The 24,684-nt window shown below is 39.0% G+C and carries 24 protein-coding genes; 10 read left to right on the top strand and 14 right to left on the bottom strand.

The window, feature by feature from the left end:
* The first annotated feature begins 29 nt into the window (after positions 1-29).
* Positions 30-1,004 carry a cation diffusion facilitator family transporter gene (locus U0R10_RS03395; RefSeq protein ID WP_377982478.1) on the top strand — a complete coding sequence of 325 codons (975 nt, stop codon included), beginning with the start codon at positions 30-32 and terminating at the stop codon, positions 1,002-1,004.
* On the opposite strand, the gene U0R10_RS03400 is transcribed toward U0R10_RS03395, so the two are convergent.
* Genes U0R10_RS03400 through U0R10_RS03410 form a run of 3 tightly spaced genes read right to left on the bottom strand, consistent with a single transcriptional unit; the run spans position 1,001 to position 2,776 of the window.
* Complete coding sequence (locus U0R10_RS03400; RefSeq protein ID WP_377982480.1) at positions 1,001-1,687, bottom strand: SDR family NAD(P)-dependent oxidoreductase; 687 nt, start codon at positions 1,685-1,687, stop codon at positions 1,001-1,003. The two genes, U0R10_RS03395 and U0R10_RS03400, sit on opposite strands and share 4 nt — an antisense overlap.
* Positions 1,688-1,692: 5 nt before the next feature.
* Complete coding sequence (gene folE / locus U0R10_RS03405; RefSeq protein WP_377982481.1) at positions 1,693-2,394, bottom strand: GTP cyclohydrolase I FolE; 702 nt, start codon at positions 2,392-2,394, stop codon at positions 1,693-1,695.
* Positions 2,354-2,776: a 6-pyruvoyl trahydropterin synthase family protein gene (locus tag U0R10_RS03410; protein ID WP_377982483.1), complete on the bottom strand. Its 423-nt coding sequence runs from the start codon at positions 2,774-2,776 to the stop codon at positions 2,354-2,356. The genes folE and U0R10_RS03410 overlap by 41 nt, the downstream gene beginning before the upstream one ends.
* An 80-nt stretch (positions 2,777-2,856) precedes the next feature.
* On the opposite strand from U0R10_RS03410, the gene U0R10_RS03415 reads away from it, so the two are divergent.
* The 4 genes from U0R10_RS03415 to U0R10_RS03430 all read left to right on the top strand — a co-directional run bounded on the left by U0R10_RS03415 (position 2,857) and on the right by U0R10_RS03430 (position 7,660).
* Positions 2,857-4,209 carry a Gfo/Idh/MocA family protein gene (locus tag U0R10_RS03415; protein ID WP_377982485.1) on the top strand — a complete coding sequence of 451 codons (1,353 nt, stop codon included), beginning with the start codon at positions 2,857-2,859 and terminating at the stop codon, positions 4,207-4,209.
* Positions 4,210-4,213: 4 nt separating this feature from the next.
* Positions 4,214-5,410: a sugar MFS transporter gene (locus U0R10_RS03420; protein ID WP_377982487.1), complete on the top strand. Its 1,197-nt coding sequence runs from the start codon at positions 4,214-4,216 to the stop codon at positions 5,408-5,410.
* A gap of 70 nt (positions 5,411-5,480) precedes the next feature.
* Entirely contained in the window at positions 5,481-7,469 is a 1,989-nt protein-coding gene (ispG, locus tag U0R10_RS03425; protein WP_377982489.1) for a (E)-4-hydroxy-3-methylbut-2-enyl-diphosphate synthase, read from the top strand.
* Between the two features lie 2 nt (positions 7,470-7,471).
* Positions 7,472-7,660 carry a DUF6728 family protein gene (locus U0R10_RS03430; RefSeq protein WP_377982490.1) on the top strand — a complete coding sequence of 63 codons (189 nt, stop codon included), beginning with the start codon at positions 7,472-7,474 and terminating at the stop codon, positions 7,658-7,660.
* Here U0R10_RS03430 and U0R10_RS03435 read toward each other — a convergent pair whose 3' ends face one another.
* Positions 7,661-8,707, bottom strand: coding sequence for a thioredoxin family protein (locus U0R10_RS03435; protein ID WP_377982492.1), 1,047 nt, complete (start codon positions 8,705-8,707; stop codon positions 7,661-7,663).
* Between the two features lie 9 nt (positions 8,708-8,716).
* A complete protein-coding gene (gldC, locus tag U0R10_RS03440) occupies positions 8,717-9,067 on the bottom strand; it encodes a gliding motility protein GldC (RefSeq protein WP_377982494.1) in 351 nt (116 codons plus the stop codon).
* Between the two features lie 80 nt (positions 9,068-9,147).
* Here gldC and U0R10_RS03445 point away from each other — a divergent pair, with 80 nt between their 5' ends.
* Positions 9,148-10,401, top strand: coding sequence for a competence/damage-inducible protein A (locus tag U0R10_RS03445; RefSeq protein WP_377982496.1), 1,254 nt, complete (start codon positions 9,148-9,150; stop codon positions 10,399-10,401).
* A 2-nt stretch (positions 10,402-10,403) separates the two neighbouring features.
* Complete coding sequence (locus U0R10_RS03450) at positions 10,404-11,672, top strand: dihydrolipoamide acetyltransferase family protein (protein WP_377982498.1); 1,269 nt, start codon at positions 10,404-10,406, stop codon at positions 11,670-11,672.
* A gap of 34 nt (positions 11,673-11,706) precedes the next feature.
* Here U0R10_RS03450 and U0R10_RS03455 read toward each other — a convergent pair whose 3' ends face one another.
* From U0R10_RS03455 to U0R10_RS03470, 4 genes are all read right to left on the bottom strand, one after another.
* Entirely contained in the window at positions 11,707-12,468 is a 762-nt protein-coding gene (locus U0R10_RS03455) for an acyl-CoA desaturase (RefSeq protein ID WP_377982500.1), read from the bottom strand.
* Between the two features lie 96 nt (positions 12,469-12,564).
* Positions 12,565-13,278 (bottom strand): RsmE family RNA methyltransferase, encoded by a 714-nt coding sequence (locus tag U0R10_RS03460; RefSeq protein WP_377982501.1) that lies wholly within the window; start codon positions 13,276-13,278, stop codon positions 12,565-12,567.
* Positions 13,278-13,841 carry a hypothetical protein gene (locus U0R10_RS03465; protein ID WP_377982503.1) on the bottom strand — a complete coding sequence of 188 codons (564 nt, stop codon included), beginning with the start codon at positions 13,839-13,841 and terminating at the stop codon, positions 13,278-13,280. Before U0R10_RS03465 ends, U0R10_RS03460 begins: the two co-directional genes overlap by 1 nt.
* Before the next feature lie 2 nt (positions 13,842-13,843).
* A complete protein-coding gene (locus U0R10_RS03470) occupies positions 13,844-16,051 on the bottom strand; it encodes a glutamine synthetase III family protein (RefSeq protein WP_377982505.1) in 2,208 nt (735 codons plus the stop codon).
* Positions 16,052-16,296: 245 nt separating this feature from the next.
* Here U0R10_RS03470 and U0R10_RS03475 point away from each other — a divergent pair, with 245 nt between their 5' ends.
* Both U0R10_RS03475 and mtaB read left to right on the top strand, forming a co-directional pair.
* Positions 16,297-17,310, top strand: coding sequence for a glutamine synthetase beta-grasp domain-containing protein (locus U0R10_RS03475; protein ID WP_377982507.1), 1,014 nt, complete (start codon positions 16,297-16,299; stop codon positions 17,308-17,310).
* Between the two features lie 92 nt (positions 17,311-17,402).
* Positions 17,403-18,725, top strand: a complete 1,323-nt coding sequence (gene mtaB / locus U0R10_RS03480) for a tRNA (N(6)-L-threonylcarbamoyladenosine(37)-C(2))-methylthiotransferase MtaB (RefSeq protein ID WP_377982509.1) — start codon at positions 17,403-17,405, stop codon at positions 18,723-18,725.
* A 140-nt stretch (positions 18,726-18,865) separates the two neighbouring features.
* Here the strand turns inward: mtaB and U0R10_RS03485 are convergent, their stop codons facing one another.
* The 3 genes from U0R10_RS03485 to U0R10_RS03495 all read right to left on the bottom strand — a co-directional run bounded on the left by U0R10_RS03485 (position 18,866) and on the right by U0R10_RS03495 (position 22,043).
* A complete protein-coding gene (locus U0R10_RS03485; RefSeq protein ID WP_377982511.1) occupies positions 18,866-20,212 on the bottom strand; it encodes an ammonium transporter in 1,347 nt (448 codons plus the stop codon).
* 38 nt (positions 20,213-20,250) lie between these two features.
* The gene (locus U0R10_RS03490) at positions 20,251-21,387 is read right to left on the bottom strand and encodes a porin (protein WP_377982513.1); all 1,137 of its coding nucleotides are present in this window, start codon (positions 21,385-21,387) and stop codon (positions 20,251-20,253) included.
* A gap of 305 nt (positions 21,388-21,692) precedes the next feature.
* Complete coding sequence (locus tag U0R10_RS03495; protein WP_377982515.1) at positions 21,693-22,043, bottom strand: 4Fe-4S dicluster domain-containing protein; 351 nt, start codon at positions 22,041-22,043, stop codon at positions 21,693-21,695.
* Positions 22,044-22,166: 123 nt separating this feature from the next.
* Here U0R10_RS03495 and U0R10_RS03500 point away from each other — a divergent pair, with 123 nt between their 5' ends.
* Positions 22,167-23,168 carry an acyl-CoA reductase gene (locus tag U0R10_RS03500; protein ID WP_377982517.1) on the top strand — a complete coding sequence of 334 codons (1,002 nt, stop codon included), beginning with the start codon at positions 22,167-22,169 and terminating at the stop codon, positions 23,166-23,168.
* On the opposite strand, the gene U0R10_RS03505 is transcribed toward U0R10_RS03500, so the two are convergent.
* On the bottom strand, positions 23,144-23,689 hold the full coding sequence (locus U0R10_RS03505) for a phosphatase PAP2 family protein (RefSeq protein ID WP_377982518.1): 546 nt from the start codon (positions 23,687-23,689) through the stop codon (positions 23,144-23,146). The genes U0R10_RS03500 and U0R10_RS03505 overlap by 25 nt on opposite strands.
* Before the next feature lie 3 nt (positions 23,690-23,692).
* Positions 23,693-24,667 carry a tryptophan--tRNA ligase gene (gene trpS / locus U0R10_RS03510; RefSeq protein ID WP_377983007.1) on the bottom strand — a complete coding sequence of 325 codons (975 nt, stop codon included), beginning with the start codon at positions 24,665-24,667 and terminating at the stop codon, positions 23,693-23,695.
* Positions 24,668-24,684 lie beyond the last annotated feature (17 nt).

The following is a 24,684-nucleotide window of genomic DNA, read 5'->3' on the forward strand; positions in this document are numbered from 1 at the left end:
AATACTATCTTTGTTGACAATTTACGCGCATGAAACAAAGGCTAATTATTTTTTCCTTTTTCTTGAGTTTGCTGATCATGTCGGCAAAGTTTTATGCCTATTACCTAAGTGGTTCCACAGCCATATTGACGGATGCGTTAGAGTCCATCATTAATGTTGTTGCAGCGGCATTTGCCTATTATTCAATCTATTTGGCTTCTTTACCTCGCGATTTAAACCATCCCTATGGTCATGGGAAAATTGAATTTTTCGCTTCGGGATTAGAGGGCGTTTTGATTTTGCTTGCGGCGGCCTATATTTTCTTACATGCGTCTCAGCATTTAATTGCAACGCCGAGTTTACAGCGTTTAGATTTCAGTATGTATGTTTCGTTGGGTTCCGCTTTGCTAAATGGCATCATGGGTTTTTACCTCGTTCAAGTAGGGAAAAATTCACACTCCCCGGCATTAGTAGCTGATGGGAAACATTTGAAATTAGATGCTTATAATGGTTTTTTTATCGTTTTTGCCTTGGCAGTCACGTATTTAACTCAATGGCTTTGGGTGGATGCGTTAGCTTCTTTGTTATTCGCCGCGATGATGTGCTGGCAAGGTATTCGTTTAATTCGAGAAGCAGTAGCAGCTTTGATGGATGAAACTAATCCTACGGTGTTTAATAAAGTAATTGAATGGATTACGCAGCACAGGCGGGTTGTTTGGATTGACCTACACAATTTACGTATTCAGCAATATGGCGGTGATTTACACATTGATTGCCATTTAACCTTGCCACGTTACTGGGATTTAAACCGTGTGCATGATGAAATTCATGACTTTGAAGTCAAAATTAGTGAAGTCTTACCCACCGAAATTGAGATATTTGTACACGTAGATCCGTGTTTGGATGATTGTTGTTCACACTGTGCAATAGACGACTGTCCAATACGCAAAGCTCATTTTACCAAGAAAATCGATTGGAACGCCACCAACATGGCATTAAACCAAAAGCACTTTTACGCGCTTTAGGCTGGTTTTAATTTGCCCATTCCTCCGTCTACGCCCATTATTTGACCTGTAATCCACGAATTCTCTGGATCCAATAAGAAATACGTCAAATTTGCTATGTCCTTGGATTCGCCTACACGTCCTAAGGGATGACGTTTACCACTTGCCTCAATTTTTTCTGGAGAATTAAGCAAAGCCGCAGCCAGTGGTGTATTTGTTAATGAAGGTGCAATGGCATTTACACGTATTTGTAAGGCTGATAATTCTGCGGCAAGCGATCGCGTAAGACCTTCAATCGCACCTTTAGAACTAGCAATTGAGGCATGAAATCCCATACCCGTTTGAACAGCTACGGTGCTAAAAAGAACGATCGAGCCTGATCCGTTTTGTTTTAGATTAGGAAGATACGTTTGAATGACTTTTACAGCGCCTAGTACATTGATTTGAAAGTCCGACTGGAAGTCCGCTTGGCTTAGTCGGTGAAAAGGCTTTAAAACTATACTACCAGGATTATATACAATGCCCTCAATCGGTCCATCGATGGTTGGCAATGCTGCATCTGTAGCTGCATCCCAAACATGATTCTCGCAATTTTCTGCTGCTGAACGCGCTATGTTAATCACGCGATGTCCTGCTTGTAAAAGTTTAACGGCCGTAGCGGCGCCAATACCATGACTGGCGCCTACAATGATATAAGTTCCCAAATTACTTAGTTGTGAAGTGAGTCTAAAAATTCTCGCTTGGTATTATCTTCTTGAAATTTACCACCGTAATATGATGTAATGGTGGATGTAGCATCATCTTTAACGCCTCTAGAAGAAACGCACAAATGTTTAGCGTCAATGTAAACAGCCACATGTTCCGTTTTCAATACCTTTTGAAGGTATTTAGCGATTTGCATGGTTAAGCGCTCCTGTACTTGAGGACGTTTTGCAAAATACTGAACGATGCGATTTAACTTAGATAAACCAATCACTTGTCCAGATGAGATGTATGCAATGTGTGTCTTGCCCATGATCGGAACAAAATGATGCTCACAATTCGAGTAAAAACTGATGTTCTTCTCGATAAGCATTTCATTGTAACCAAATTTGTTTTCAAATAGCGCAATCTTAGGCTCGTTAGCCGGATTTAAACCACTGAAAATTTCTTCAATGTACATTTTGGCGACACGCTTCGGTGTTCCACGAAGTGAATCATCTGTTAGGTCTAAACCTAATGTTAGCATGATCTCACGAAAGTGAGCAGCTACTTTTTCAATTTTTTCTGCATCAGAAAGAACAAAAGCATCCTCCCTCATCGGTGTTTCGATCGAGGTGGCTACATGATTGTCACCAATTTCTTCGTCTGTCAACAAGAAATGGTCTGTATCAATTAGCAGGGAATTCAACGAAATTTCTTTCTGTTTCATATAATTTAATTTTTAAATCTAAGGTCGTGTCAATATGCGGTCTAAGTTTTCCATAAATCACAATAGCGATATTTTCAGCTGTAGGATTTAATTGGGCGAACTCGGGTACATCTAAATTAAGGTTGCGGTGGTCAAATTTCTTACACACTTCGCGTTGTACTAAGTCCGACAAAACTTTTGTATCGATGACATAACCTGTTTCTGGATTAATTGTTCCGGTAACCTGAATAATTAATTCATAATTATGCCCATGGTAGTTGGGATTATTACATAAACCAAAAATTTCCTTGTTTTTCTCGTCACTCCAACCAGCATTATGTAACCGATGTGCAGCATTGAAATGTTCTTTGCGGAAGATACTTACTTTAGGAGCGTCGTTCATTTTTTTAATTTAAGTATAAATTTACAAGAGTAATTTGATTAAATTTCAATTCCAACATCTAAAACCTATTAAACAAATCTATGAAGCGAAGGAATTTTATCGCTAAATCGCTCGTTTATTCATCAGGCGCGGCTTTTTTGCCTCATTTAGCTCACTCACAGACTATACAACTAGAAAAAGTACGATTAGGTTTCATCGGCGTCGGACTTCGAGGCCGGAATCACCTAGAAATGGCATTGTATCGGGATGATGTTGAAATTGTTGCCATTTGCGATGTAGACCCCAATGCAATTCAACAAGCGCAGAAAATGATTACGGCTAAAGGTCGAAAGCCTGCTGTTGTTTATCAAAAAGGCGATCATGATTTTGAAAATTTAGCCAAACGTTCAGATATCGATGGCGTTGTGATTGCTACTCCGTGGGAATGGCATGTGCCTATGGCGCTAGAGGTGATGAAGCAAGGAAAATATGCAGGTGTAGAAGTTTCTGCCACAGTAACTCTACAGGAATCTTGGGATTTGGTTAACATGTATGAGAAAACAGGTTCTCATTGCATGATTTTAGAGAACGTGTGTTACCGTCGTGATGTCATGGCAGCACTTAACATGGTGCGTCAAGGGATGTTTGGCTCGCTTGCTCATGTACAATGCGGCTACCAGCATGATCTGCGTGAAGTCAAATTCAATGATGGAAAGCAAGCATATGGAGGTGGAGTAGAATTTGGTGCCAAAGGTTTTTCTGAGGCCAAGTGGCGGACCCAACATTCCGTGGATCGAAACGGAGACCTCTATCCTACCCATGGTTTAGGGCCAGTAGCTGAAATGTTAAACATTAATCGCGGAAATCAATTTGCCTATTTAACCTCTATGGCTTCACCTGCGATGGGTTTACATCAATATATCGAAGAGAAAGGTGGTAAAGATCATCCCAATGCAAAAGTTAATTTCAAATGCGGTGATGTCGTTCAAACGATGATTAAGTGTCATAATGGTGAAACTATTTTAATTACGCACGATACCAATTTACCACGCCCATACTCATTGGGATTCCGCGTACAGGGAACAAAAGGAATTTGGACAGAAGATAATAAGTCTATTTACCTCGAGGGAGTTTCTCCCAAACAACATCGTTGGGAGGATTTTAAGCCATATCAAGACAAATACGATCACCCACTTTGGAAATCACATGCAGCAGATGCTGAAAATGCGGGCCATGGCGGAATCGATTATTTTGTTCTACGCGCATTTATTGAATCCATTAAAAATAAAGTGGCACCACCTATCGACGTATATGATGCAGCAGCGTGGTCGGCAATTTCACCACTTTCAGAGGAGTCTATTGCAAAAGGCTCCGCTCCTATTCAAATACCAGATTTTACCCGTGGAAAATGGAAAACAAATAAACCTATCTTTGCATTAAATGATCAATACTAAACCTATGACACAAACTAAACAATCTAATGGCCCTTTAATCATGATCGGAATACTATTTTTTGTATTCGGATTCGTTACCTGGGTAAACTCAGTGCTTATTGCATTTTTTAAGGATGCGTTCCAACTGAATAACTTTCAATCTTTATTAGTTACCTCTGCTTTCTTTATCTCCTATTTTGTGATGGCAATCCCTTCCTCTTGGGTATTGGCTAAAACAGGCTTTAAAAATGGAATGTCGTTTGGTTTATTAGCCATGGCTGCGGGAACTTTATTGTTTATACCTGCTGCCAAAGCTGAGAATTACAGTTTATTTTTATTAGGACTGTTCGTTATCGGAACAGGCTTAGCCTTATTGCAGACGGCTTCCAATCCTTATGTGACTATTTTGGGACCTTCTGAGAGCGCGGCACAGCGAATTTCTGTTATGGGAATTTGTAATAAAGTAGCTGGTATTTTAAGCCAAGTTATTTTTGGTGGATTGCTTTTATCATCTGCTGCAGGTGCGGCTAAACTTGAAACGGTTATTATGCCTTATGGTATCATGACGGCTATTTTAGTTGCATTGGCTTTATGGGTACGTTTTTCTACGCTACCAGAAGTGGAAGCAGAAGAGACGGAGGAAGAAAAGAGTGCTACGAAATCCAGCGTTTGGGAATATCCTAATTTAGTCTTGGGCCTTATTGCTTTCTTTTTGTATGTAGGTGTTGAGGTCATGGCTGGGGATACGATCATCAATTATGGTGTTTCTAAAGGTTTCAGCATGGATATTGCTAAATCATTCACTAGCTATACCCTGTATGGTATGTTGGCCGGTTACATCGTAGGCATATTTTTCATTCCTAAATACCTGAGTCAATCGAAGGCATTAAACTATTCGGCAATTTTAGGAATCGTTTTCTCTGTAGGCGCTGTCGCATTAGACGGATATTTATCTGTTTTATGCATCGCATTATTAGGTTTAGCGAATGCGCTTATGTGGCCTGCTATGTGGCCATTAGCCATTCAAGGTTTAGGAAAGTTTACCAAGATTGGTTCAGCCTTAATTATCATGATGATTTCAGGAGGAGCTTTGATTCCTTTGGTGTATGGATCGATTGCCGACTCACTAGGTGATACGCAATTAGCCTATGCGATTATGGTTCCGTGCTACTTATTTATACTTTATTATGCAACAATTGGTCATAAAAAGAGTTCTTGGTAAGTAGAAAGATAATATAGAATCGCCCCATCTTTCCATTGATAGCTGGGGCTTTTCTTTGTAATTTTGTTTTATGTCTCGAATATTTCAATCTCCTAATGCACATTTAATTGCCGATGGCAATCAGTACGCACGTTCTCTTGTTTCGTATCAACGTAGAGAAACCATACCTGTTCAGATTGGAGATTTATATTTAGGATCCGATTTTCCTATTCGAATCCAATCCATGACAACTGTGGATACGATGGATACACAAGGTTCTATCGAACAATCCATTCGGATGATTGATGCGGGTTGTGAATTAGTTCGTATCACAGCTCCTTCTGTCAAAGAAGCTCAAAATTTAGAAAATATTCGAAAGGGATTGCGTGCTAGAGGGTATAACACTCCTATTGTTGCGGATATTCACTTTACCCCCAATGCGGCTGAATTGGCTGCAAGAATCGTTGAAAAGGTTCGGATTAATCCAGGCAATTATGCCGATAAAAAGCGATTTGAGACGATTGATTATACGGATGCGTCCTATCAATCTGAATTAGAACGTATACGCGATAAGTTTTTGCCTCTGGTCAATATTTGTAAGGAATATGGCACAGCGATGCGCATTGGTACGAATCATGGTTCATTATCTGATCGTATATTAAGTCGGTACGGCGATACACCATTAGGTATGGTTGAATCTGCTTTGGAATTCTTGCGTATTTGTGAGGATGAAAAGTATTACAACATTGTACTTTCGATGAAATCGTCTAACACCCAAGTCATGGTGGAAGCATATCGTCTCTTAAGTAAGAAATTAGCTGATGGTCAGTTCAAGGCTTATCCATTGCATTTAGGTGTAACAGAAGCTGGTGAAGGAGAAGATGGTCGTATTAAATCGGCTGTTGGGATTGGTACCTTATTAGAGGATGGATTAGGTGATACGATTCGTGTTTCATTAACGGAGGATCCTGAATTTGAAATTCCAGTTGCCCAGGAACTTGCTCGTCGTTATCAGTCACGTGCTTCCATTAGTACGCCAATTACTCCATTTCAAGCTGAAATGCCAAGTTTAGATTCCCCGATCAATCCTTTTGCGCATGATAGACGGCCGACGAGGGAAGTTGGCAATTTCGGTGGACATCAAGTTCCAAGGGTCATGGCAGATTTCTCGCAAATGGCTGAGGTTCGCATGGATGATTTAAAATCAATCGGTCACTTTTATCTGCCTGAACCTGACAAATGGGCTATGAATGATCTTGGGGCTGATTATATTTTCACTGGGGATGTCTCGATTGATTTTATGTTGCCAAATGGGCTGAAGCAGATTGTTAATGCCCCACAATGGCAAGGTGATATGCATGTTTTTCCCCTATTTAGTTTAGAGGAATATCATACGGCCTTACCTAAGCATCCAGAAATGAATTTCATTTCAATGGATTGTTCCGATATCGAGTTAATTAATCAATTGCCCAATGAGCGAGTTGTATTGATTTTACATTCTGATAATGCGCACCGAATGGCTGATCTTCGTCGGTTCTTTTTTGAACTGATTCAGCATGATATTCAGATTCCAGTTGTTATTCAATTAGCTTACTCCAATGTGGACGCGGATCAGTTGCAATTATTTGCACCTACGGACGCAGGTGGATTATTTATCGATGGATTTGGAGATGGTATTATGCTTTCCATGCCGTATGTTTTAGATAAGCAGGCATTATTAAATGCAACGGCTTTTGGAGTTTTGCAAGCCAGCCGCATGCGTATCTCTAAAACGGAATATATATCATGTCCTTCATGTGGTCGAACTTTGTTTGATTTACAAGAAACGACAGCTAAGATTCGCCAAGTGACAGATCATCTCAAAGGCATTAAAATTGGTATCATGGGATGTATTGTAAATGGTCCGGGCGAAATGGCAGATGCTGATTATGGCTATGTAGGTATTGGAAAAGATAAAATTGCCCTATATCGAGGCCAAGAAGTAGTGAAAAAATCAGTTCCTGCAGATGCTGCGGTGGATGAATTGATTCAGTTAATTAAAGATGATGGTAATTGGAGAGATCCACAGATAACGAATTAATTATGAGCAGATTAAAGGAACAATTTAAAGTTGGCGAAATATTCACCTATTTCATTCGAGTTTTTCAAAAGCCTAAACCGGGTGCGCCAACAAACTTTAACATCCGTACGATGCACACGATCAACAAGATATCGATCGTTATGTTTTTGTTTTGTGTGCTTGTTATGCTTTATCGTGCGTTTTTACGCTAATTAACGTAGCCCAAATTTACACCAATTCGTTTGTGCAAATTTAAGAGCCGCTTTGTCTTTCGTTTTCGATTTGACAAAATCACATAAATATTGGTATTCTTTCGGACCAGGTGCGCTTGGTAGTGCATCGATAAGTTCGTTGATGACATTGATAGCCGCCATTGCCTTCTTTTGCTTGAATAAAAGAATACTTTCAGCCATCCAGGTTCGACGCACAATAGAACCTTTATCGATTCCCGTCTTCGCCATTTGATCTTTTAATTTTGCAATTTCAGCAGCTGATAGCTTATTGACCTGAGAACTGGTCATGACAATCTGAAAAATATTCTCATAAATCATTTTAACCAAGGAGGGATCTGCTATCCGGTTGTATTGCGTTAAGTGACTCACGTAATAATCAAAAAGCGCATTGTTATTATTCATCATGACCATTTGGATGATGTTTAATGCACTTTGACTTACATATTGGTTGGTCGGCATGACTTTAACCAGCTCGTTGACCATCTTGATATTGGTCATCGTATCTGCAGTCAAACGCGCTATTTGGGCGTAGTTTAGTAAGAAGGCAAATCCGCGTTCACCGGCTTTGAATTTATTCGCGAAATTAGTGGCTTGCTCAGCAGGATTAGAAGCTTTTTGGGCAATGCTGTTCACATTAATGATCGTATTTTCCTTTTCGCCAAATGCTTTTGCTTGAAGCAATTTCATACTTTTGGGATCAAAGAATAAAAATGTAGGGGTCGCGTTAATGTTGATTTTTAACTGTTGTAATGCTTTTAAATTTTCAGGCTTGCGTACGTCTAATTGAAAATTAACAAAGTTGGCATTATACAATGCACCTACTTGTGGCTGCGCAAATGTCCCTTTAAATGAATTACACACATGGCAAGTGGGCTCATATGCCTCTACAAATAGCAACTTATTTTGTTGTTTAGCCGCATTGATCGCCGCTTGTAAGTTGGCCGATTTAATAAAGTTTATTCCTTTTTGCGCCTGCACGTTCGTGGCGAAAATGATACAAAGGAAAATTGATTTGAGCAGACGCATATTTTTAGATTATTGGCCCTTAGATGCAGCCGTGATTTCTTTTTTCAAATTTTGAGAAAGCTTTTTACAAACCTGCTCTACCTCAAATGCAAACTCGGTATCTCCCGTTGCTTGTAAAGCGGCATCACCCACAGTTCCCATGATTTCAATGAAAAAGCGCTTCATGTCAAGCATTTCCATATCCTTTGTCCATAAAGGTAAGGCTAGAGTACCTTTGTGATAGGGATCCCATGTGGCAACTAAAATGGCTTTGGTCTCCTCAATTCCTTCGTTAGGGTTATCTGTGGCTGACCAAGAGATTTGTTCAGGGATACTATTTTCGTCAAGTTTGATATCAAAATGGATTTCAGAATGTTTCATTTCAGGCGTTTGTTTTTCGATTGTTTGATGTGATTCCAAACCAAATAAATCGTATTTTCGTACAAAAGTAAGAAAACTAAATGGTTCGAGCAGAAATTATTACCATTGGCGATGAGATTCTATACGGTCAAATTCTTGACACGAATACCCAATGGATCAGTCTTGAACTTGATAAGTTAGGCATCAAAACCGTGCGGAAATCTTCTGTAGGGGATCAAAAAGATGAGATCGTTCAGATATTGCAAGAAGCCCAAAAGCGTGCGGATGTGGTTTTTATTACGGGTGGTTTAGGGCCAACAAAAGATGATTTAACGAAAAAAATACTGGCTGATTTTTTTGATTGTACGCTTGCTTATCATGCGCAGGCCTTGCAAGATGTCACTGAATTCTTTGCTAAGCGCGGTCGGGAATTGAGCGATATAAATCGTGATCAGGCATTGCTACCCGCTAAATGTACTTTTATACCTAATAAGCAAGGCACAGCACCTGCGATGTGGTTTGATGAATTGGAAACAATCTGGGTTTCGATGCCAGGAGTTCCTTTTGAAATGAAGTCGATTATGGAAACGGAGGTTTTACCTCGTTTGGTTAATCACTTTAAATTGCCCGTTATTGTACATCAGGTAGTGAAGACCGTAGGGATTGGAGAGTCTTATTTGTCGGATTTAATTCAAGACTGGGAATTGCAATTACCTGCACACCTAAAGCTAGCCTATTTACCTTCATTAGGTATTGTGAAACTGCGCTTAACAGGATTTGGAGATTCAGCTGAAAATCTACACCAGCAAATTTCTGAAGCATTTGCCCAGGTTATGCCATTGATCAAATCCTATGTGTTTGGTTATGAGAAGGATGAATTAGCGGACGTTGTAGGTAAATTATTGGTTTCAAAACATGCGACTCTTTCAGTCGCTGAAAGTTGTACAGGAGGATATTTAGCGTCTCAATTCACGCAGCATGCAGGTTGTTCTGACTATTTTTTAGGAGGGGTACTTGCCTACGCAAATGATGTAAAAATGAGTCAATTAGGCGTTTCTGCCCAAATATTGAGTAATGATGGTGCGGTTAGTGAAGCGTGTATTCGAGCCATGGCTACCGGAGTTCGTGATTTGACTGGCAGTGTATATTCATTAGCTACATCTGGAATTGCGGGTCCAGCTGGGGGCACTCCGGAGAAACCTGTTGGAACCATTTGGATTGCATTAGCTCATCCCACAGGTGTTATTACGCGTAAATTAACTTTAGGAGGAACACGTGTTCAGAATATACATTTGACGTCTCTGACCGCAATTAATTTATTGAGAAGATTTTTACTAAACGATTTGGCTGAATAGATATGGCGCTAACAGAAATAATCATGCCTAAAATGGGCGAAAGTATCATGGAGGCAACTGTTTTAACTTGGTTAAAACAGCCTGGTGATTTTGTCGAAGCAGATGAATTCATTTTAGAAGTTGCCACAGATAAAATTGATACGGAAGTTCCATCTCCTATAGCTGGAATTTTGAAGCAAATTTTAGTTCCTGAGGGTCAAATTGTCACGATTGGTAAAGCTTTTTGTCTAATTGACGCCAGTGAAGATTTGGTCGTAGAATCAAAGGGCTTTTCAAGCGAAGAAGTATTTCATCCAGAACCAGAATTGAATGCTTTGCTAGATTTAAGTTTAGGGAATTTTGATGGTGCTGAGGTAAAATCAAATCCTTGGGTGTCACCGTTGATTAAGCAGATTTGCCAACAAGAAAGCGTCTCTCAGCGTGAATTAAGCGGAATACGTGGTTCAGGTATGGATGGCCGAGTTACGAAGAAAGATGTGTTGAACTACATCGCTGTTCGGAATTCGAAGCGCATGATTGCTTCGGGTACCTTAAGTCAAGGTCCAGGTTTGCGTTTACCAGGTGACGAGGTGGTCGAAATGGATCGAATGCGCAAAATGATTTCTGAGCGTATGTCTGATTCTAAGCGAATTTCACCTCACGTAACTTCATTTCTAGAAGCTGATTTGACGAATATTGTTCAGTGGCGTGAGCAGATAAAAGGGAAGTTTTTGGATACCTATAAGGAGCCGATTACCTATACTCCGCTCCTATTTATGGCTACGGCTAAGGCAATAAAAGATTTCCCGGGAATTAACATTTCTGTAGAAGGCGATTATATTGTTCAACATCAGCAAATCAATATTGGTATGGCAGTTGCCTTGCCCAATGGTAATTTAATCGTTCCCGTTATTCACAATGTCGATCAATTATCTTTAGTTGAATTAACGCAAAAGGTAAACGATTTATCGACCCGTGCACGAAAAAACAAATTGACTCCGGCTGATTTAGAAGGTGGCACCTATACCATATCCAATATAGGTGGTTTTGGTAATTTGATGGGTACGCCAATTATTGTACAACCACAGGTGGGAATATTGGCCTTTGGTATTATTGAAAAGAAGCCTGCGGTTATTACTGGGCCAACGGGTGAAGATCAAATTGCAATACGTCAAAAAATGTTTATTTCACATTCGTATGATCATCGCGTTGTGGATGGTTCTTTGGGAGGTGGATTTCTTAAACGAGTGGCAGAATACCTAGAAAAGTTTCAAGCAGATTTTACAATATAAAAAAAGGCCGTCTAGTGACGGCCTTTTTACTTAGTTAAAACTTTGCATTTGGATCTTTTACATTGGGACGAATAATTCGAAGCCAAGTTAAAATTTTGATCATGGGATAGGTTGGATCGAATTCAAACCATTTCGTAGCGAAATTCACTCGATTGGGTAATTTATGGTGGTTATTTTGAAATAACTCTCCCATCATAATGACATCAAATACAAGCGAATTTTTCGAGTGATCATGGTTATCATAATTTTGATATCCGTATTTATGTCCAGACCAGTTTACAATTGCTCCATGTACTGGACCCATTAAAAAATGTACGGGTAACAAAAAGAAAAATGCCCAATGCATATCGAAATATACAAACCCTACAATATACAGTGAAGCATAAGCTACGCCCCATCCGATACGTGACAACCAAGAGTCTCCAATTTTTTCAATTGTTTTTGACACGGGGTAATCGTGCTCAAAACGATCCTCGATTGTTTGTTTGCGATTTAATACGGCATTATAAATATCTTTTGTCTTCCACATCATCGTAAAAACATTACTTGAGAACATGGGCGAATGCGGATCTTTTTTCGTGTCTGAAAAAGCGTGGTGCATGCGGTGAAGAATAGCGTAAGCACGTGGACTTAAGAAAGAAGAACCTTGTGAAAGATAGGTTAAGAAGTAAAAGAATTTCTCCCAAAATTTGTTCATTAAGAACATTTTGTGCGCTGAATAACGATGTAGGAAAAAGGTCTGACTAAATAACGAAATGTACCAGTGAATGATAAATGCGGGAAGTACTAATTGCATAAAGAATTTTAATTTTTACAGTGCAAATTTAAACATCATTTTTCCTTTAAATCCTTTTAAAGGCAATTTCTTTTCTGATTTTTATCAGATTTGTACTTATTCGTGCACCATGTGAATTCCCATGGTTGCTGCAATGCAAGCTGTTTCTGTTCGCAAAATTGATTTACCCAGACTACATGGAGTCCAGTTCGCGCGTAATAAATCTGCTGATTCTGTTGGCGTAAAATCTCCTTCCGGACCTATTAAAACATGATAACTCTTATTCTGTATTAACTGTTTTGATAAGTTTTCTACAGGTGGATCAGAAATATGAGCGAATAGCCGTTGTGTCGATGCGGATTCAACAAGTGAATCCATGTAAGTTGACAAGGGTTTAATCGGCGAAATTTCTGGTAAGTATAGGTTTTTTGACTGTTTTAAGGCCGAAACAGCTATTTTTTCTAGCCTGTTTAGTTTGATTTCTTTACGTTCTGAATTACGCGAATGGAAAAAATGGATTCCATGGATGCCAAATTCACAGCACTTTTCTACCATCCATTCCATGCGCTCCATTTGTTTTGTAGGTGCCACATAGATGTGAATTTGGTATGGTATGATCGCTTGCTTCTCTAACAAGGATAATTGCGTGAATGTGGTTTTTTTCGAATCTACCTGATCAAGTAAAGCGGCATATCTTCCACCCTGTCCATCCAGTAAATTAATTTGATCTCCTGATTTTAAACGCAAAACCCGACTAGCGTGAAAAGACTCTTCTTCGCTGAGTCGATTCTCACTGGTCGGATTAGGTGCGTAAAAAATATACTTACTCATTAAAATTCAGGGTCTTCTGAACGGAATGAGAATCGAGATGGATCTAATGATAACGTGCCACCATTGAAATCAGTAATAAATTTTTCAATTACGTCAATTTCGAATGCGGGTACATAAAGTGCGACATCTAGTCCTACGCCAAATTCAAAATTTTCATCGATTTCAATGTATTCACTTACTTTGACTTCATCATTTTCCTCGAGCTCATCAATGATCTCCAGAATCATCACTTCAACTTCTTCTTCAAATGCTTCATTTTCAACATAGGATTCATCTCTGTTTTCAATGGGTACATATAGTGGAAAATGTTGCATGACTTCTTTCTCTGCTGCTTCATAAACAGCACTAGAATAATGCAATTGTAACGTACACAAAATAGCGTCGTAAATTACTTCTTGCTTATCGTAATGGCCCACAAATTGAATGTGGACCATTTCTTTATCATTGCCAATGGGTAAATTTTCATCATCTATGTAAACAAATGATCTATTTTCCTGCGCACACAGGCTTTTTAAATTTTGGATTTCCTCAATTGAAAAGCCTGGATTAGTTGTATTTGGCATATTTATTTAATTAATAAAAGTTCACGGTATTTTGGTAGAGGCCACTCGTCATCATCAACGATAAGTTCGAGTTTGTCAACAGAGTAACGGATTTCCTCAAAGTAACCTTTTACTTTGGTACCATAAATGGTCGCTCTTTCCTCTAAACCTTCTACATTATTTGCCTCCTTGCGTGCTTCAGTCATTTCGCTTTGTAGTCTAACGATAGATGACGTGTATTCGGAGATTTTTTTAATCATTTCAACAGTTGGCGCATAATACTGCGGGTCAATGCCAATTTCCTTCTGTCCTTTCACATTTTCTACTAATTGTGTTTGATACTTTAATGAAGTCGACACAATATGATTAATGGCCATATCTCCAATAACACGCGATTCGATTTGAATTTTCTTGACATAGTTTTCAAGCTCAATTTCATGGCGCGCGTGCATTTCCTCTTTGGAGTAGATTCCATGCTTAGTGAAAAGTTCAATGGATTCTGGACGAGCGTATACTGCCAAAGCCTCTGGTGTAGTCTTTAAGTTAGATAGACCACGTTTTTCTGCCTCAACTACCCATTCGTCAGAATATCCGTTTCCTTCAAAACGAATCTTTTTCGACTCTTTGACATAGCGCTTAAGTACTTCCATGATCGCAAGTTCTTTCTTTACGCCTTTTTCTAGGACTGCCTCAACCTCTTTGCGGAACTTAATTAACTGATCAGCAACGATGGTATTTAGCACGGTCATCGGTGCAGCTGAATTGGCAGAAGAACCTACCGCACGAAATTCGAATTTGTTACCTGTGAAGGCAAAAGGAGACGTTCTGTTACGATCCGTGTTATCTAGAATCAACGATGGGATTTTATTGATACCTAACTTTAGGTATACATTATCTCCTTTTTCTAGTGTGATATCATCAATGTCACTCATGTTTTCCAAGTCATCCAAAACTTGGCTCATGGTAGATCCCAAAAATACGGATACAATTGCAGGTGGCGCTTCATTCGCTCCGAGCCTATGTTCATTACCTGCTGAAGCAATAGAAGCACGAAGTAAATCTGCTCGATCGTGCACAGCCTTTAATGTATTGACAAAAAAGGTAAGGAAACGTAAATTTTCTTTTGGTTTGGATGAAGGAGCTAATAAATTCACTCCAGTGTCTGTTGCTAGTGCCCAATTATTATGCTTTCCTGAGCCATTGATGCCTGCAAACGGTTTTTCATGAAATAAGACCTTCAATTTGTGTTTTGAAGCAACCTTATTCATTAGATCCATTAACAAGGCATTATGATCGCATGCTAAATTGGCTTCTTCGAAAGTTGGCGCCACCTCGAATTGAGCTGGTGCAACTTCATTATGGCGCGTACGAACTGGCATACCTAATTTAAGCGCTTCAATTTCGAAGTCAACCATAAATGAATTGGCCCGATTAGGAATAGAGCCAAAATAATGATCTTCTAATTGCTGCCCTTTTGCTGGCGCGTGACCAAAAACAGTTCTACCTGACATAACTAAATCTGGGCGTGCATTAAATAATGCTTCATCTACCAGAAAATATTCTTGTTCTGCACCAAGCGTTGGAATGACTTTACTTACATCTCGGCTAAAAAATTCTTTTACAACGGCTGTTGATGCTTTGTCAATTAACTCAATCGACTTTAAAAGTGGAGTTTTGTAATCTAATGCTTCACCTGTGTAGGATACAAAAACAGAAGGAATACACAATGTGGCCGTTCCTGCTGCATTTTCCATGATGAATGCAGGCGATGAAGGATCCCAGCCTGTATACCCACGTGCTTCGAACGTGGATCTAATTCCTCCATTAGGAAAAGATGAAGCATCTGGTTCTTGTTGGACCAATGCAGATCCTTTAAATTTTTCAACGGCCTTCCCATTACTTAGGTCGATATCAAAAAATGAATCATGCTTTTCTGCGGTTGTACCTGTAAGTGGTTGAAACCAGTGCGTATAGTGAGTTGCTCCTTTTGAAATGGCCCATGATTTCATGGCGGCAGCTACTTCGTCTGCAGCATCACGATCAATTTTTGAACCTGTTTGGATAGCTGTATTGATTTTCAAATAAGCCTCTGGAGATAATAAAGAGCGCATGACTTCATCACTAAATGTCATACTGCCGTAGTAATCGCTTACTTTTTCAGTTGGTAATTTAACAGGAGTACCTGCGCGCATTTGAGCTAATTCAAGTGCTTTAAATCGAGTTATAGCCATTTTTTGTCGTTGAAAATTAGATTTATAAAAATAGCCAAAATGTCCGAACTATTTAAACGTATATCCTAGATATTTAAAAATTGCACTAACGTAGGTATTAGTTTGAATTTTTGCAGATTTTCAGAATAATGGTTATGTTTTTTGTGTTTTTGGCAAATTTTCTGTTGTTTTTTTCAAAATCTGGATTAAATTTGTATCAATAAATCGCAAAAAAGTATTTTTATTATCATTATAAGTATAAAATCATGGCTAAATCTAAATTAGAGTACATTTGGTTGGACGGTTACAAGCCAACCCAGAGTTTGCGTTCTAAGACTAAAATTGAGAACAATTTTAGCGGTAAATTGGAAGATCTTGATATGTGGTCTTTTGATGGTTCATCTACTCAGCAAGCAGAAGGAGGTTCATCTGACTGTTTATTAAAACCTGTATATGTTTGCCCTGATCCAGCACGTCGTGATGGATATTTGGTTATGTGTGAGGTATTGAATGCTGATGGAACACCGCATGAGTCTAATGGTCGTGCCACGATTGAAGATGATGATAATGATTTCTGGTTTGGTTTTGAGCAGGAATATTTCCTTTGGGATCCAGAGACCAATAAACCACTAGGTTTCCCGTCGAATGGTTACCCAGAGCCACAGGGACCATATTACTGTTCAGTGGGGGCTAAAAATGCTTATGGACGTGAGATTATTGAAGAGCATTTAGATTTATGTATTGATGCTGGCTTAAATATTGAAGGTATTAATGCTGAAGTAGCTGCAGGACAATGGGAATTCCAGATGTTTGCTAAAGGTGCGAAACAAGCTGGTGATGAAATTTGGTTAGGCCGTTATATTTTAGAGCGTTTAGGTGAGAAATACGGTGTAGCTGTTAATTGGCACTGTAAGCCATTAGGCGAATTAGACTGGAATGGATCAGGTATGCACGCAAATTTCTCAAATACAGCCTTGCGTACTGCAGGTAAAAAAGATACGTATGATGTAATCTGTCAAGCATTCGCTCCATTTGTTAAGGAACATATTGAAGTGTATGGTGCCGATAATCACATGCGTTTGACTGGTAAGCATGAAACTGCTTCGATTCACGATTTCTCTTATGGAGTTTCGGATCGTGGAGCTTCAATTCGTATTCCAATCGCTGTTGTTGAAAAAGGATGGAAAGGTTGGTTAGAAGATCGTCGTCCAAATTCAGCCGCAGATCCATATAAAGTAGCTGCTCGTATCATCAAAACGGTGAAAACAGCTAAATTATAATTTCTTTTAATCTTGCATTTATATACTTTTATGATTGAAAATGGCGGGGATTCCCGCCATTTTTGTTTTAAATTGCAGGCTGAAATTAGTCTATGAGTAAAGTTGCATTTTATACACTAGGTTGTAAGTTAAATTTTGCCGAATCGAGTTCGATTGCACGGTCCCTGGAGCCTTTGGGTTTTGTTCGGGCCGACTTTCAAGATACGCCAGATTTATTCGTTATTAATACCTGTAGTGTAACCGAGCAAGCAGATAAAAAATGCAAAAAGGTTGTCCGAGAGGCAAAGAAGATAAATCCCGCTTCTACAGTTGTTATCATTGGTTGTTATGCCCAATTAAAACCAGAGGAAATCGCTTCAATTCCGGGAGTTGATTTAGTGCTTGGGGCTAATGAGAAGTTTCAAATGCCCGCATTGCTTCCGCCCTATTTAGATCGGTCATCTGAAGATTTACCTAAATTGATTGCCACGGAAATACGGTATGATTTGGATTATCATGCATCCTATAGTGTCAATGATCGTACTCGAACGTTTTTGAAAGTTCAAGATGGATGTGATTATCCTTGCTCATATTGTACGATACCATTAGCTCGCGGACAATCACGCTCTGATAGCATAGAAAAAGTACTTGGCTTGATTGAAGAAATTGCCGCGAATGGAGTAAAAGAAGTTGTTCTGACGGGGGTTAATATTGGAGATTTTGGTATTCAGCAAGGTAAGCGCGTGGAAACATTTTTCGATTTGGTTCGTACGATTGAAGAGCAAGCCACCATTGATCGTTTTCGAATTTCTAGTATAGAGCCTAATTTATTAACACCCGAATTGATTGAATTCTTAGCTACTTCTACGCGCTTTGTTCCACATTTTCATATCCCCTTGCAATCTGGATCCAATGCAGTGCTTCGATTGATGAAGCGTCGTTATCAGCGAGAGCTTTATGTGGACCGAGTTTCCCGTATTCGTGCCGTAATGCCAGATGCCTGTATTGGTGTCGACGTGATCGTTGGCCACCCTGGAGAAACCCCTGAATTGTTTTTGGAGACCTATGAATTTCTAAATTCATTAGATATTTCGTATTTACATGTTTTTCCATACTCGGAACGTGCCAATACCTTTGCAGTTGACATTCAGCCCAAGGTGGACAACATGCAAAAATCAGAAAGATCTAAAATGCTTCATATTCTTTCAGAAAAAAAACGACATGCTTTTTATGCAGGTCAAATAGGAAATTCGGGATCTGTTTTATTTGAGGAATCAAGTAATGCTGGATTTATGGAAGGTTTTTCTGAAAATTACGTGCGGGTATCTGCTCCGTACGATCCATTGCAAATCAATACGATACAACCAGTTCGTTATAAGGATATTATGGAAACAGGTGATGTAAAAGGGGAAGTGTTAATAGTTGTTAGTCGCTAGTCGTCAGTCGTCGGTTACCTCTTACCTCTCACTTCTCACCTCTCACCTATCACAACAAAAAAGCCAGAAACTAAAAGTTTCCGGCTTTTTGATTGAAACAAAACCACAAGAACCATTACTTGCGGCTTTGTTGTGTTAGATTATTCGGCCAACGACTCATCGTGTTGCGAAATATCCAATCCTAATCTTTCTTCTTCTTCATTAACACGTAGTGGGATAATTTTATCTGTTACGATTAATAAGATATAAGACAAGCCAAATGCAAAGGCAGAAACAATTGCTAAGGCCAATAAGTGTTTAAAGAATAAAGCAGTCTCTCCGTAGAATAAACCATTTTCAGCTACCGCAGCATTAACTGCTGATGTTGCGAAAATACCGGTCATTAACATGCCAACCATACCACCTAAGCCGTGGCAAGGAAATACATCTAATGTATCATCTAGGTTTGAGCTTGCTCTCCAGTGTGCTGCAATGTTTGAGACAATTGCCGCTACTACGCCAATGAAGATGGCAACCGGAACCGTTACAAATCCAGATGCTGGAGTGATAGCTACAAGGCCAACAACCGCACCGATACAAAATCCTAAGGCAGAAACTTTTTTGCCACGAGTTACATCAAATAAGATCCATGATAAACCTGCTGCTGCTGCTGCCACGTGCGTAGTAGCGAAAGCTGTTACAGCCAATCCATTGGCACCTACTGCAGAACCTGCATTAAATCCAAACCATCCGAACCATAATAAACCTGTTCCTAATAATACGTAAGGAATGTTAGCTGGAGGCAAGATGTTAGATTCAATATGAGACTTACGACGACGTAAATACAAAGCTCCCGCTAATGCAGCCCATCCTGCCGACATGTGTACAACCGTTCCGCCAGCGAAATCAAGAACTCCTAAATTGAATAAGAATCCATCTGGATGCCATGTCCAGTGTGCTAATGGTGCATAAACCACGACACAGAACAATACCATGAATAAAACGAATGCACGGAAGTTAATACGTTCTGCCAAAGCACCTGAAATAAGCGCTGGTGTAATAACTGCAAACTTCATTTGGAAAAATGCGAATAATGCGAATGGAATCGTAAACTTTAGTTGGTCCGTTGATCCCAATGATAATTTGTGATCGAATACATTATTGAACATAAAGAATGTTCTTGGATCTCCAATCCAGCCACCTAATGAGTCGCCAAATGCCAAACTAAATCCAAAAACAATCCAGATAACCGAAATTACCCCCATGGCAATAAATGATTGCAACATCGTTGAAATAACGTTTTTATGATTGACCATACCACCATAAAAATAAGCTAATCCAGGTGTCATCAATAAAACTAGACCAGATGCAACAATCATCCAGGCAGTATCACCTGTGTCAAGTCCCTCTGTAGGCATGACGCCTGGTACTGATGTTGTAAAAAGTGCAAGTACGGCTACGGCGATTAAAACAAGTAGCGGGATCCAAGTTGGTTTTTGTGTTGTCATGTTCGTACGTTTAAAATGATTGAAAATTTAGTTAAGGATTAAAATTTATAAATAAAGTGCATAGCTAATGTAGTTTGAGAGTTTTGGGCTTTACCATCACCGTCTACAAATTGCTCTGTCTTATATGAATCAGTGCGTAATTCTGGTTTGATTAATAAGTGACCATCCGCTGCTGTAAATGTTCCAGTTAAAGTGAATGAATTTACATCTGTTCCCGAACCATCTGCTGCACGTAATGCACGAGCACCTGAAGTGTTGTCGAATACCTCATAACGGCCACCTAAGCTGAAATTGTCAGTAAAGGCATAGTTAGAATATAAGGCTACTCCACCCCATGTTTTGCTATCACCAACACTTCCGCCTCCTTGAAAATCACCTGTCTGTGATCCGTATGCTGCGTTTAGGCCAACCAAATACTTAGGTGTAATTTGATAAGATGTTGTTAAGTCTAACAGGTTATAACTACCTGTGTCATCTTTTCCGCTCGCTAATGGAGCTGATTCATTGGAAGATATTCCATTCACATATACGTTCCAACCAGCAGCTGGAGATGTAAATACTTGATAAATGAATCCTTTAGATGCATTGTTGTCATTTAAATTATCCACATTGTTGACCAATCCAACCATGGCAGAAAATTTGTCGCTGAATGAATAATTCGCTTTCGCACCGATGTGATAAAAAGGACCATTGTTGAATAAATTAGAAAGTGAATAGTTGTAGTTTACCGGAGCGTCAATTACCTCGTATCCAATATGTGTTCCGAATTGACCCATCGTGAATGTTAATTTATCCGAAGCCTTCCAGTTGAAATATGCTTGCTTGATTGCTAACGAGGTGCTTCCTTTTCCTAATGGCCCTACTAAATTGCCATATTGACCTAAATCTGCATTAGGTCCAAATGTTAAGTCAACGACTACATCTGCATTTTTAGTAGCATAGCCGAATTTGGTTTGCACGAGTCCCAATGAAAATTGATTCGATTTTTGATCAAACGCACGCTCGTATCCAGAAGAACCTAAGTTGCTACGTGATGATGGATTATTGAAATTTAGCATGTAATATGAATCAATGTAACCCGAGAAGGAAAACTTAGGAGCTTCCGCTTCTTTTTCTTGGGAAAATCCACAAAATGCTAGAGCTGCAAAAAATGCTGTTAGGATAGATTTTTTCATGTGTGCGATTGTTTAAGTGTTTATAAATGCTTGACTACATTTCAAAGGTTGTCCAATAAATTGTATTATCCAAATAAATTCGAACAAAAATTAACTAATAATTGTAAAAAAATCAGATAAAGATAAAAAGTAGGTTAAAAATTAAACCTGTTTTTGTTGAATTTACAAAAAATTAATAAAAATAAGTAAAAATATAAACCTCAAATTTTAATATATGAAAAATGCTATTTCCTAAATATTTATGTGATAAGGGCAAAAAAAAAGCCCATCTATTGATGGGCTTTTTCTATATGAATATGTTTCAGTTATGCTTCTGCATGTAACCAAGCTTTCTTAGCTTCTAAAGTATCTTTATCCTCGACGTGATCTGGATCTGGTACACAGCAATCAACTGGACAAACCGCTGCACATTGTGGCTCCTCATGAAATCCAGTACATTCAGTACACTTATCGGGTACTATATAGTAGAACTCTTCTGAAATCGGGTCAACAGGTGATTTAGCATCCATAGATGATCCATCTTCTAATTCCACTTCAGTTAAAGCTGTTCCGCCAGCCCAAGTCCACTCTACTCCTCCTTCATAAATGGCTGTATTAGGGCATTCGGGTTCGCATGCTCCACAGTTAATACATTCGTCAGTGATGATAATTGCCATAACAAGTATTAAAAATTTTGTGCAATTTACGCAAGTAATTTTGAATAGTAAATATTTTATAATGACTATTCATGTTTTTTAAGAACTTTGTACTTCCATTTTTATATAAATGGGTCTCCTAATATGAAGAAAGAACGTTTTATTAACCTAGTTTCATTTCTTAAAGCATACTTTTCTGATACATCTAATCAGGAAAAAATAGAATTATTTATAGAAAAAGCTAAAAATGAAAATGCATGGTTTTCTGATTTGCTTATTCGTAATGCGATGGAGGCAATAGCAGAACAATTTTTAAAAGCATCGCGTTGGGAGAATTTTTTCGATCAATATGGAGCTCCTGTACAAGATAAGCCTAAAAAAGTAGGTTTGATATTGCCTGGAAACCTGCCGGCCGTAGGTATGCATGATCTGCTCATGACCGTGGCGAGTGGACACCAGGCCATTGTTAAGTTAAGTTCGCAAGATCGGTCTTTAATGACGATGTATATCGAATTAATAAATTCATTTGATTCTGATTTAAACGTAGAGATTCAAGAGCGTATGTCGGGCGCAGATGCGGTTATCGCCACTGGATCAGATTTTTCTTCCGGATATTTTGTGAATTACTTTGCTAAAATACCCCATCTTATTCGTAAAAATAGAAGTTCCGTAGCTGTGCTTTCAGGAAATGAAAGTGCTGATGATTTTAAGCAATTGGCTACTGATATATTTATGTATTATGGATTAGGTTGTCGGAATGTGTCAACAATAGCTGTTCCTGATTCAATGGATTTACTCCCTTTGTTTGATGTATTGACATTAGAAGATTGGGTTTTAGACCATACGAAGTATTCCAATAATTACCAGTATCACAAAACATTATATCTGCTGAATCAAATTCCACACTTTGATTTAGGTAATCTGATTGTCACCGAAAACGATGCCCTAGTCTCCCCTGTTGGCGTTTTACACGTGCACCGATATGCTGGTGAACGTGAGCTTACTGATTGGTTAGCAAGTAGTGTTGAAAAGATTCAGTGCGTCGTAGGCTCAGACTACATTCCGTTTGGCCAAGCGCAAAACCCTGCTTTGGACGATTTTGCAGATGGTGTCAATACGTATCAGTTCTTAACTAGTTTGTCGTAAACGAATAGTTTCAGAATGACCGCTCCTGTTGTGCCGATTACTGCACCTGTGATGACATCTAACGGATAATGGACACCTAAATAGATTCGACTATACGCTATGAGGCTGGCCCAAATTAGCAATGCTATACCTAAAGGTTTATTTCGAGTCAGTAAATAGAACCCCACCGCAACTGCAAATGCATTTGCTGCATGAGATGAACAAAATCCATAAAGTCCACCTGGTCCGTTCGGCATATGTATCCATGATTGGAATTCCGGTACATGACTTGGTCGAAGTCGTTTAACAAGTGGTTTTAATATGGAAGAAGAAATTTGGTCCGCCCAAACAATCGTTAGTACTAAATAAAAAACACTTGCCTTGATTGATTTCCGATTATGCTGAAACAATTTCCAAATAAGAAAGGCGTACAATGGAATCCACACATATTTGTCGGACAAAAATTGCATGATTAGATCCGCTGAATTGCTATGCCATTCATTGATTAACCTGAACAAGTTTTCATCCCATGCTGGAAACATCGTTTAAAATTTAAAGTGTTCCCGAGCTCGTCCCAAGGTTTGTTTAGCTATAGGTTCAACTTTACGTTCCCCTTCGGCTAGTTTTTCTTCAATCACATCAGGATTGTTAATATAAAAGTCAAATTTCTCACGTGCATCTTTGAAATAACGCAACATCATTTCGTGCAAAGCTTGTTTCGCATGACCATATCCATATCCTCCTTGGATGTAGTTGGCATGCATTTCAGCTGTTTCTTCGGGTGAGGCCAACAAGCTAAACAGTTTAAACGTAATGTCTGTAGCTGGATCTTTGGGATCTTCCAAAGGAGTTGAATCGGATTCGATTTTTTTGATTTGCTTTAACAGGTCTTTTTCTGGTAAAAAAATATCAATGTAGTTATTCAGGGATTTACTCATTTTGTTGCCGTCAACCCCTGGGATTGTCATGACAGATTCATTAATAGCTGCCTCAGGAATTACAAAGATGTCTTTTTGTGCCATGCGATTAAATGTTCCCGCAATGTCGCGCGTCATTTCAATATGCTGGCGTTGATCCTTTCCTACTGGAATGAGTTCGGCATCATATAATAAGATGTCGGCAGCTTGTAAAACAGGATAGGTGAAAAGTCCGGCATTTACTTGCGCCATTTGGGCAGATTTATCCTTAAAACTATGCGCGTTTGCAAGCATGGGAAATGGTGTAATGCAGTTTAAGTACCACATTAATTCCGTATGATATGCTGCTAATTTGGATTGACGGTAGAAGTAATTTTTATCGGTGTCAAAACCGAAAGCCAACCACGCTGCCGCAATGGACAATGTATTGGATCGAATTTGTTCCCCATCACGTAAACTTGTCAGAGTATGTAAATCAGCGATAAACAAAAAAGATTCGTTGCCCGGTTTTTTAGAAAGTTCTATGGCAGGCAGAATAGCGCCTAAAATATTTCCTAAATGTGGTTTACCTGAGGACTGAATCCCTGTTAAAATGCGCATAATGACTATTTTAATAAATT

Source organism: Aquirufa avitistagni (assembly GCF_042715545.1).
Taxonomy (GTDB): domain Bacteria; phylum Bacteroidota; class Bacteroidia; order Cytophagales; family Spirosomataceae; genus Aquirufa; species Aquirufa avitistagni.

Excerpts from the sequence above, each read along its gene's own strand:
- U0R10_RS03395 (WP_377982478.1), top strand. The coding sequence starts at position 30 with ATGAAACAAAGGCTAATTATTTTTTCCTTTTTCTTGAGTTTGCTGATC.
- folE (WP_377982481.1), bottom strand. The coding sequence starts at position 2,394 with ATGAAACAGAAAGAAATTTCGTTGAATTCCCTGCTAATTGATACAGAC.
- U0R10_RS03410 (WP_377982483.1), bottom strand. The coding sequence starts at position 2,776 with ATGAACGACGCTCCTAAAGTAAGTATCTTCCGCAAAGAACATTTCAAT.
- U0R10_RS03415 (WP_377982485.1), top strand. The coding sequence starts at position 2,857 with ATGAAGCGAAGGAATTTTATCGCTAAATCGCTCGTTTATTCATCAGGC.
- U0R10_RS03420 (WP_377982487.1), top strand. The coding sequence starts at position 4,214 with ATGACACAAACTAAACAATCTAATGGCCCTTTAATCATGATCGGAATA.
- ispG (WP_377982489.1), top strand. The coding sequence starts at position 5,481 with ATGTCTCGAATATTTCAATCTCCTAATGCACATTTAATTGCCGATGGC.
- U0R10_RS03430 (WP_377982490.1), top strand. The coding sequence starts at position 7,472 with ATGAGCAGATTAAAGGAACAATTTAAAGTTGGCGAAATATTCACCTAT.
- U0R10_RS03435 (WP_377982492.1), bottom strand. The coding sequence starts at position 8,707 with ATGCGTCTGCTCAAATCAATTTTCCTTTGTATCATTTTCGCCACGAAC.
- gldC (WP_377982494.1), bottom strand. The coding sequence starts at position 9,067 with ATGAAACATTCTGAAATCCATTTTGATATCAAACTTGACGAAAATAGT.
- U0R10_RS03445 (WP_377982496.1), top strand. The coding sequence starts at position 9,148 with ATGGTTCGAGCAGAAATTATTACCATTGGCGATGAGATTCTATACGGT.
- U0R10_RS03450 (WP_377982498.1), top strand. The coding sequence starts at position 10,404 with ATGGCGCTAACAGAAATAATCATGCCTAAAATGGGCGAAAGTATCATG.
- U0R10_RS03455 (WP_377982500.1), bottom strand. The coding sequence starts at position 12,468 with ATGCAATTAGTACTTCCCGCATTTATCATTCACTGGTACATTTCGTTA.
- U0R10_RS03460 (WP_377982501.1), bottom strand. The coding sequence starts at position 13,278 with ATGAGTAAGTATATTTTTTACGCACCTAATCCGACCAGTGAGAATCGA.
- U0R10_RS03465 (WP_377982503.1), bottom strand. The coding sequence starts at position 13,841 with ATGCCAAATACAACTAATCCAGGCTTTTCAATTGAGGAAATCCAAAAT.
- U0R10_RS03470 (WP_377982505.1), bottom strand. The coding sequence starts at position 16,051 with ATGGCTATAACTCGATTTAAAGCACTTGAATTAGCTCAAATGCGCGCA.
- U0R10_RS03475 (WP_377982507.1), top strand. The coding sequence starts at position 16,297 with ATGGCTAAATCTAAATTAGAGTACATTTGGTTGGACGGTTACAAGCCA.
- mtaB (WP_377982509.1), top strand. The coding sequence starts at position 17,403 with ATGAGTAAAGTTGCATTTTATACACTAGGTTGTAAGTTAAATTTTGCC.
- U0R10_RS03485 (WP_377982511.1), bottom strand. The coding sequence starts at position 20,212 with ATGACAACACAAAAACCAACTTGGATCCCGCTACTTGTTTTAATCGCC.
- U0R10_RS03490 (WP_377982513.1), bottom strand. The coding sequence starts at position 21,387 with ATGAAAAAATCTATCCTAACAGCATTTTTTGCAGCTCTAGCATTTTGT.
- U0R10_RS03495 (WP_377982515.1), bottom strand. The coding sequence starts at position 22,043 with ATGGCAATTATCATCACTGACGAATGTATTAACTGTGGAGCATGCGAA.
- U0R10_RS03500 (WP_377982517.1), top strand. The coding sequence starts at position 22,167 with ATGAAGAAAGAACGTTTTATTAACCTAGTTTCATTTCTTAAAGCATAC.
- U0R10_RS03505 (WP_377982518.1), bottom strand. The coding sequence starts at position 23,689 with ATGTTTCCAGCATGGGATGAAAACTTGTTCAGGTTAATCAATGAATGG.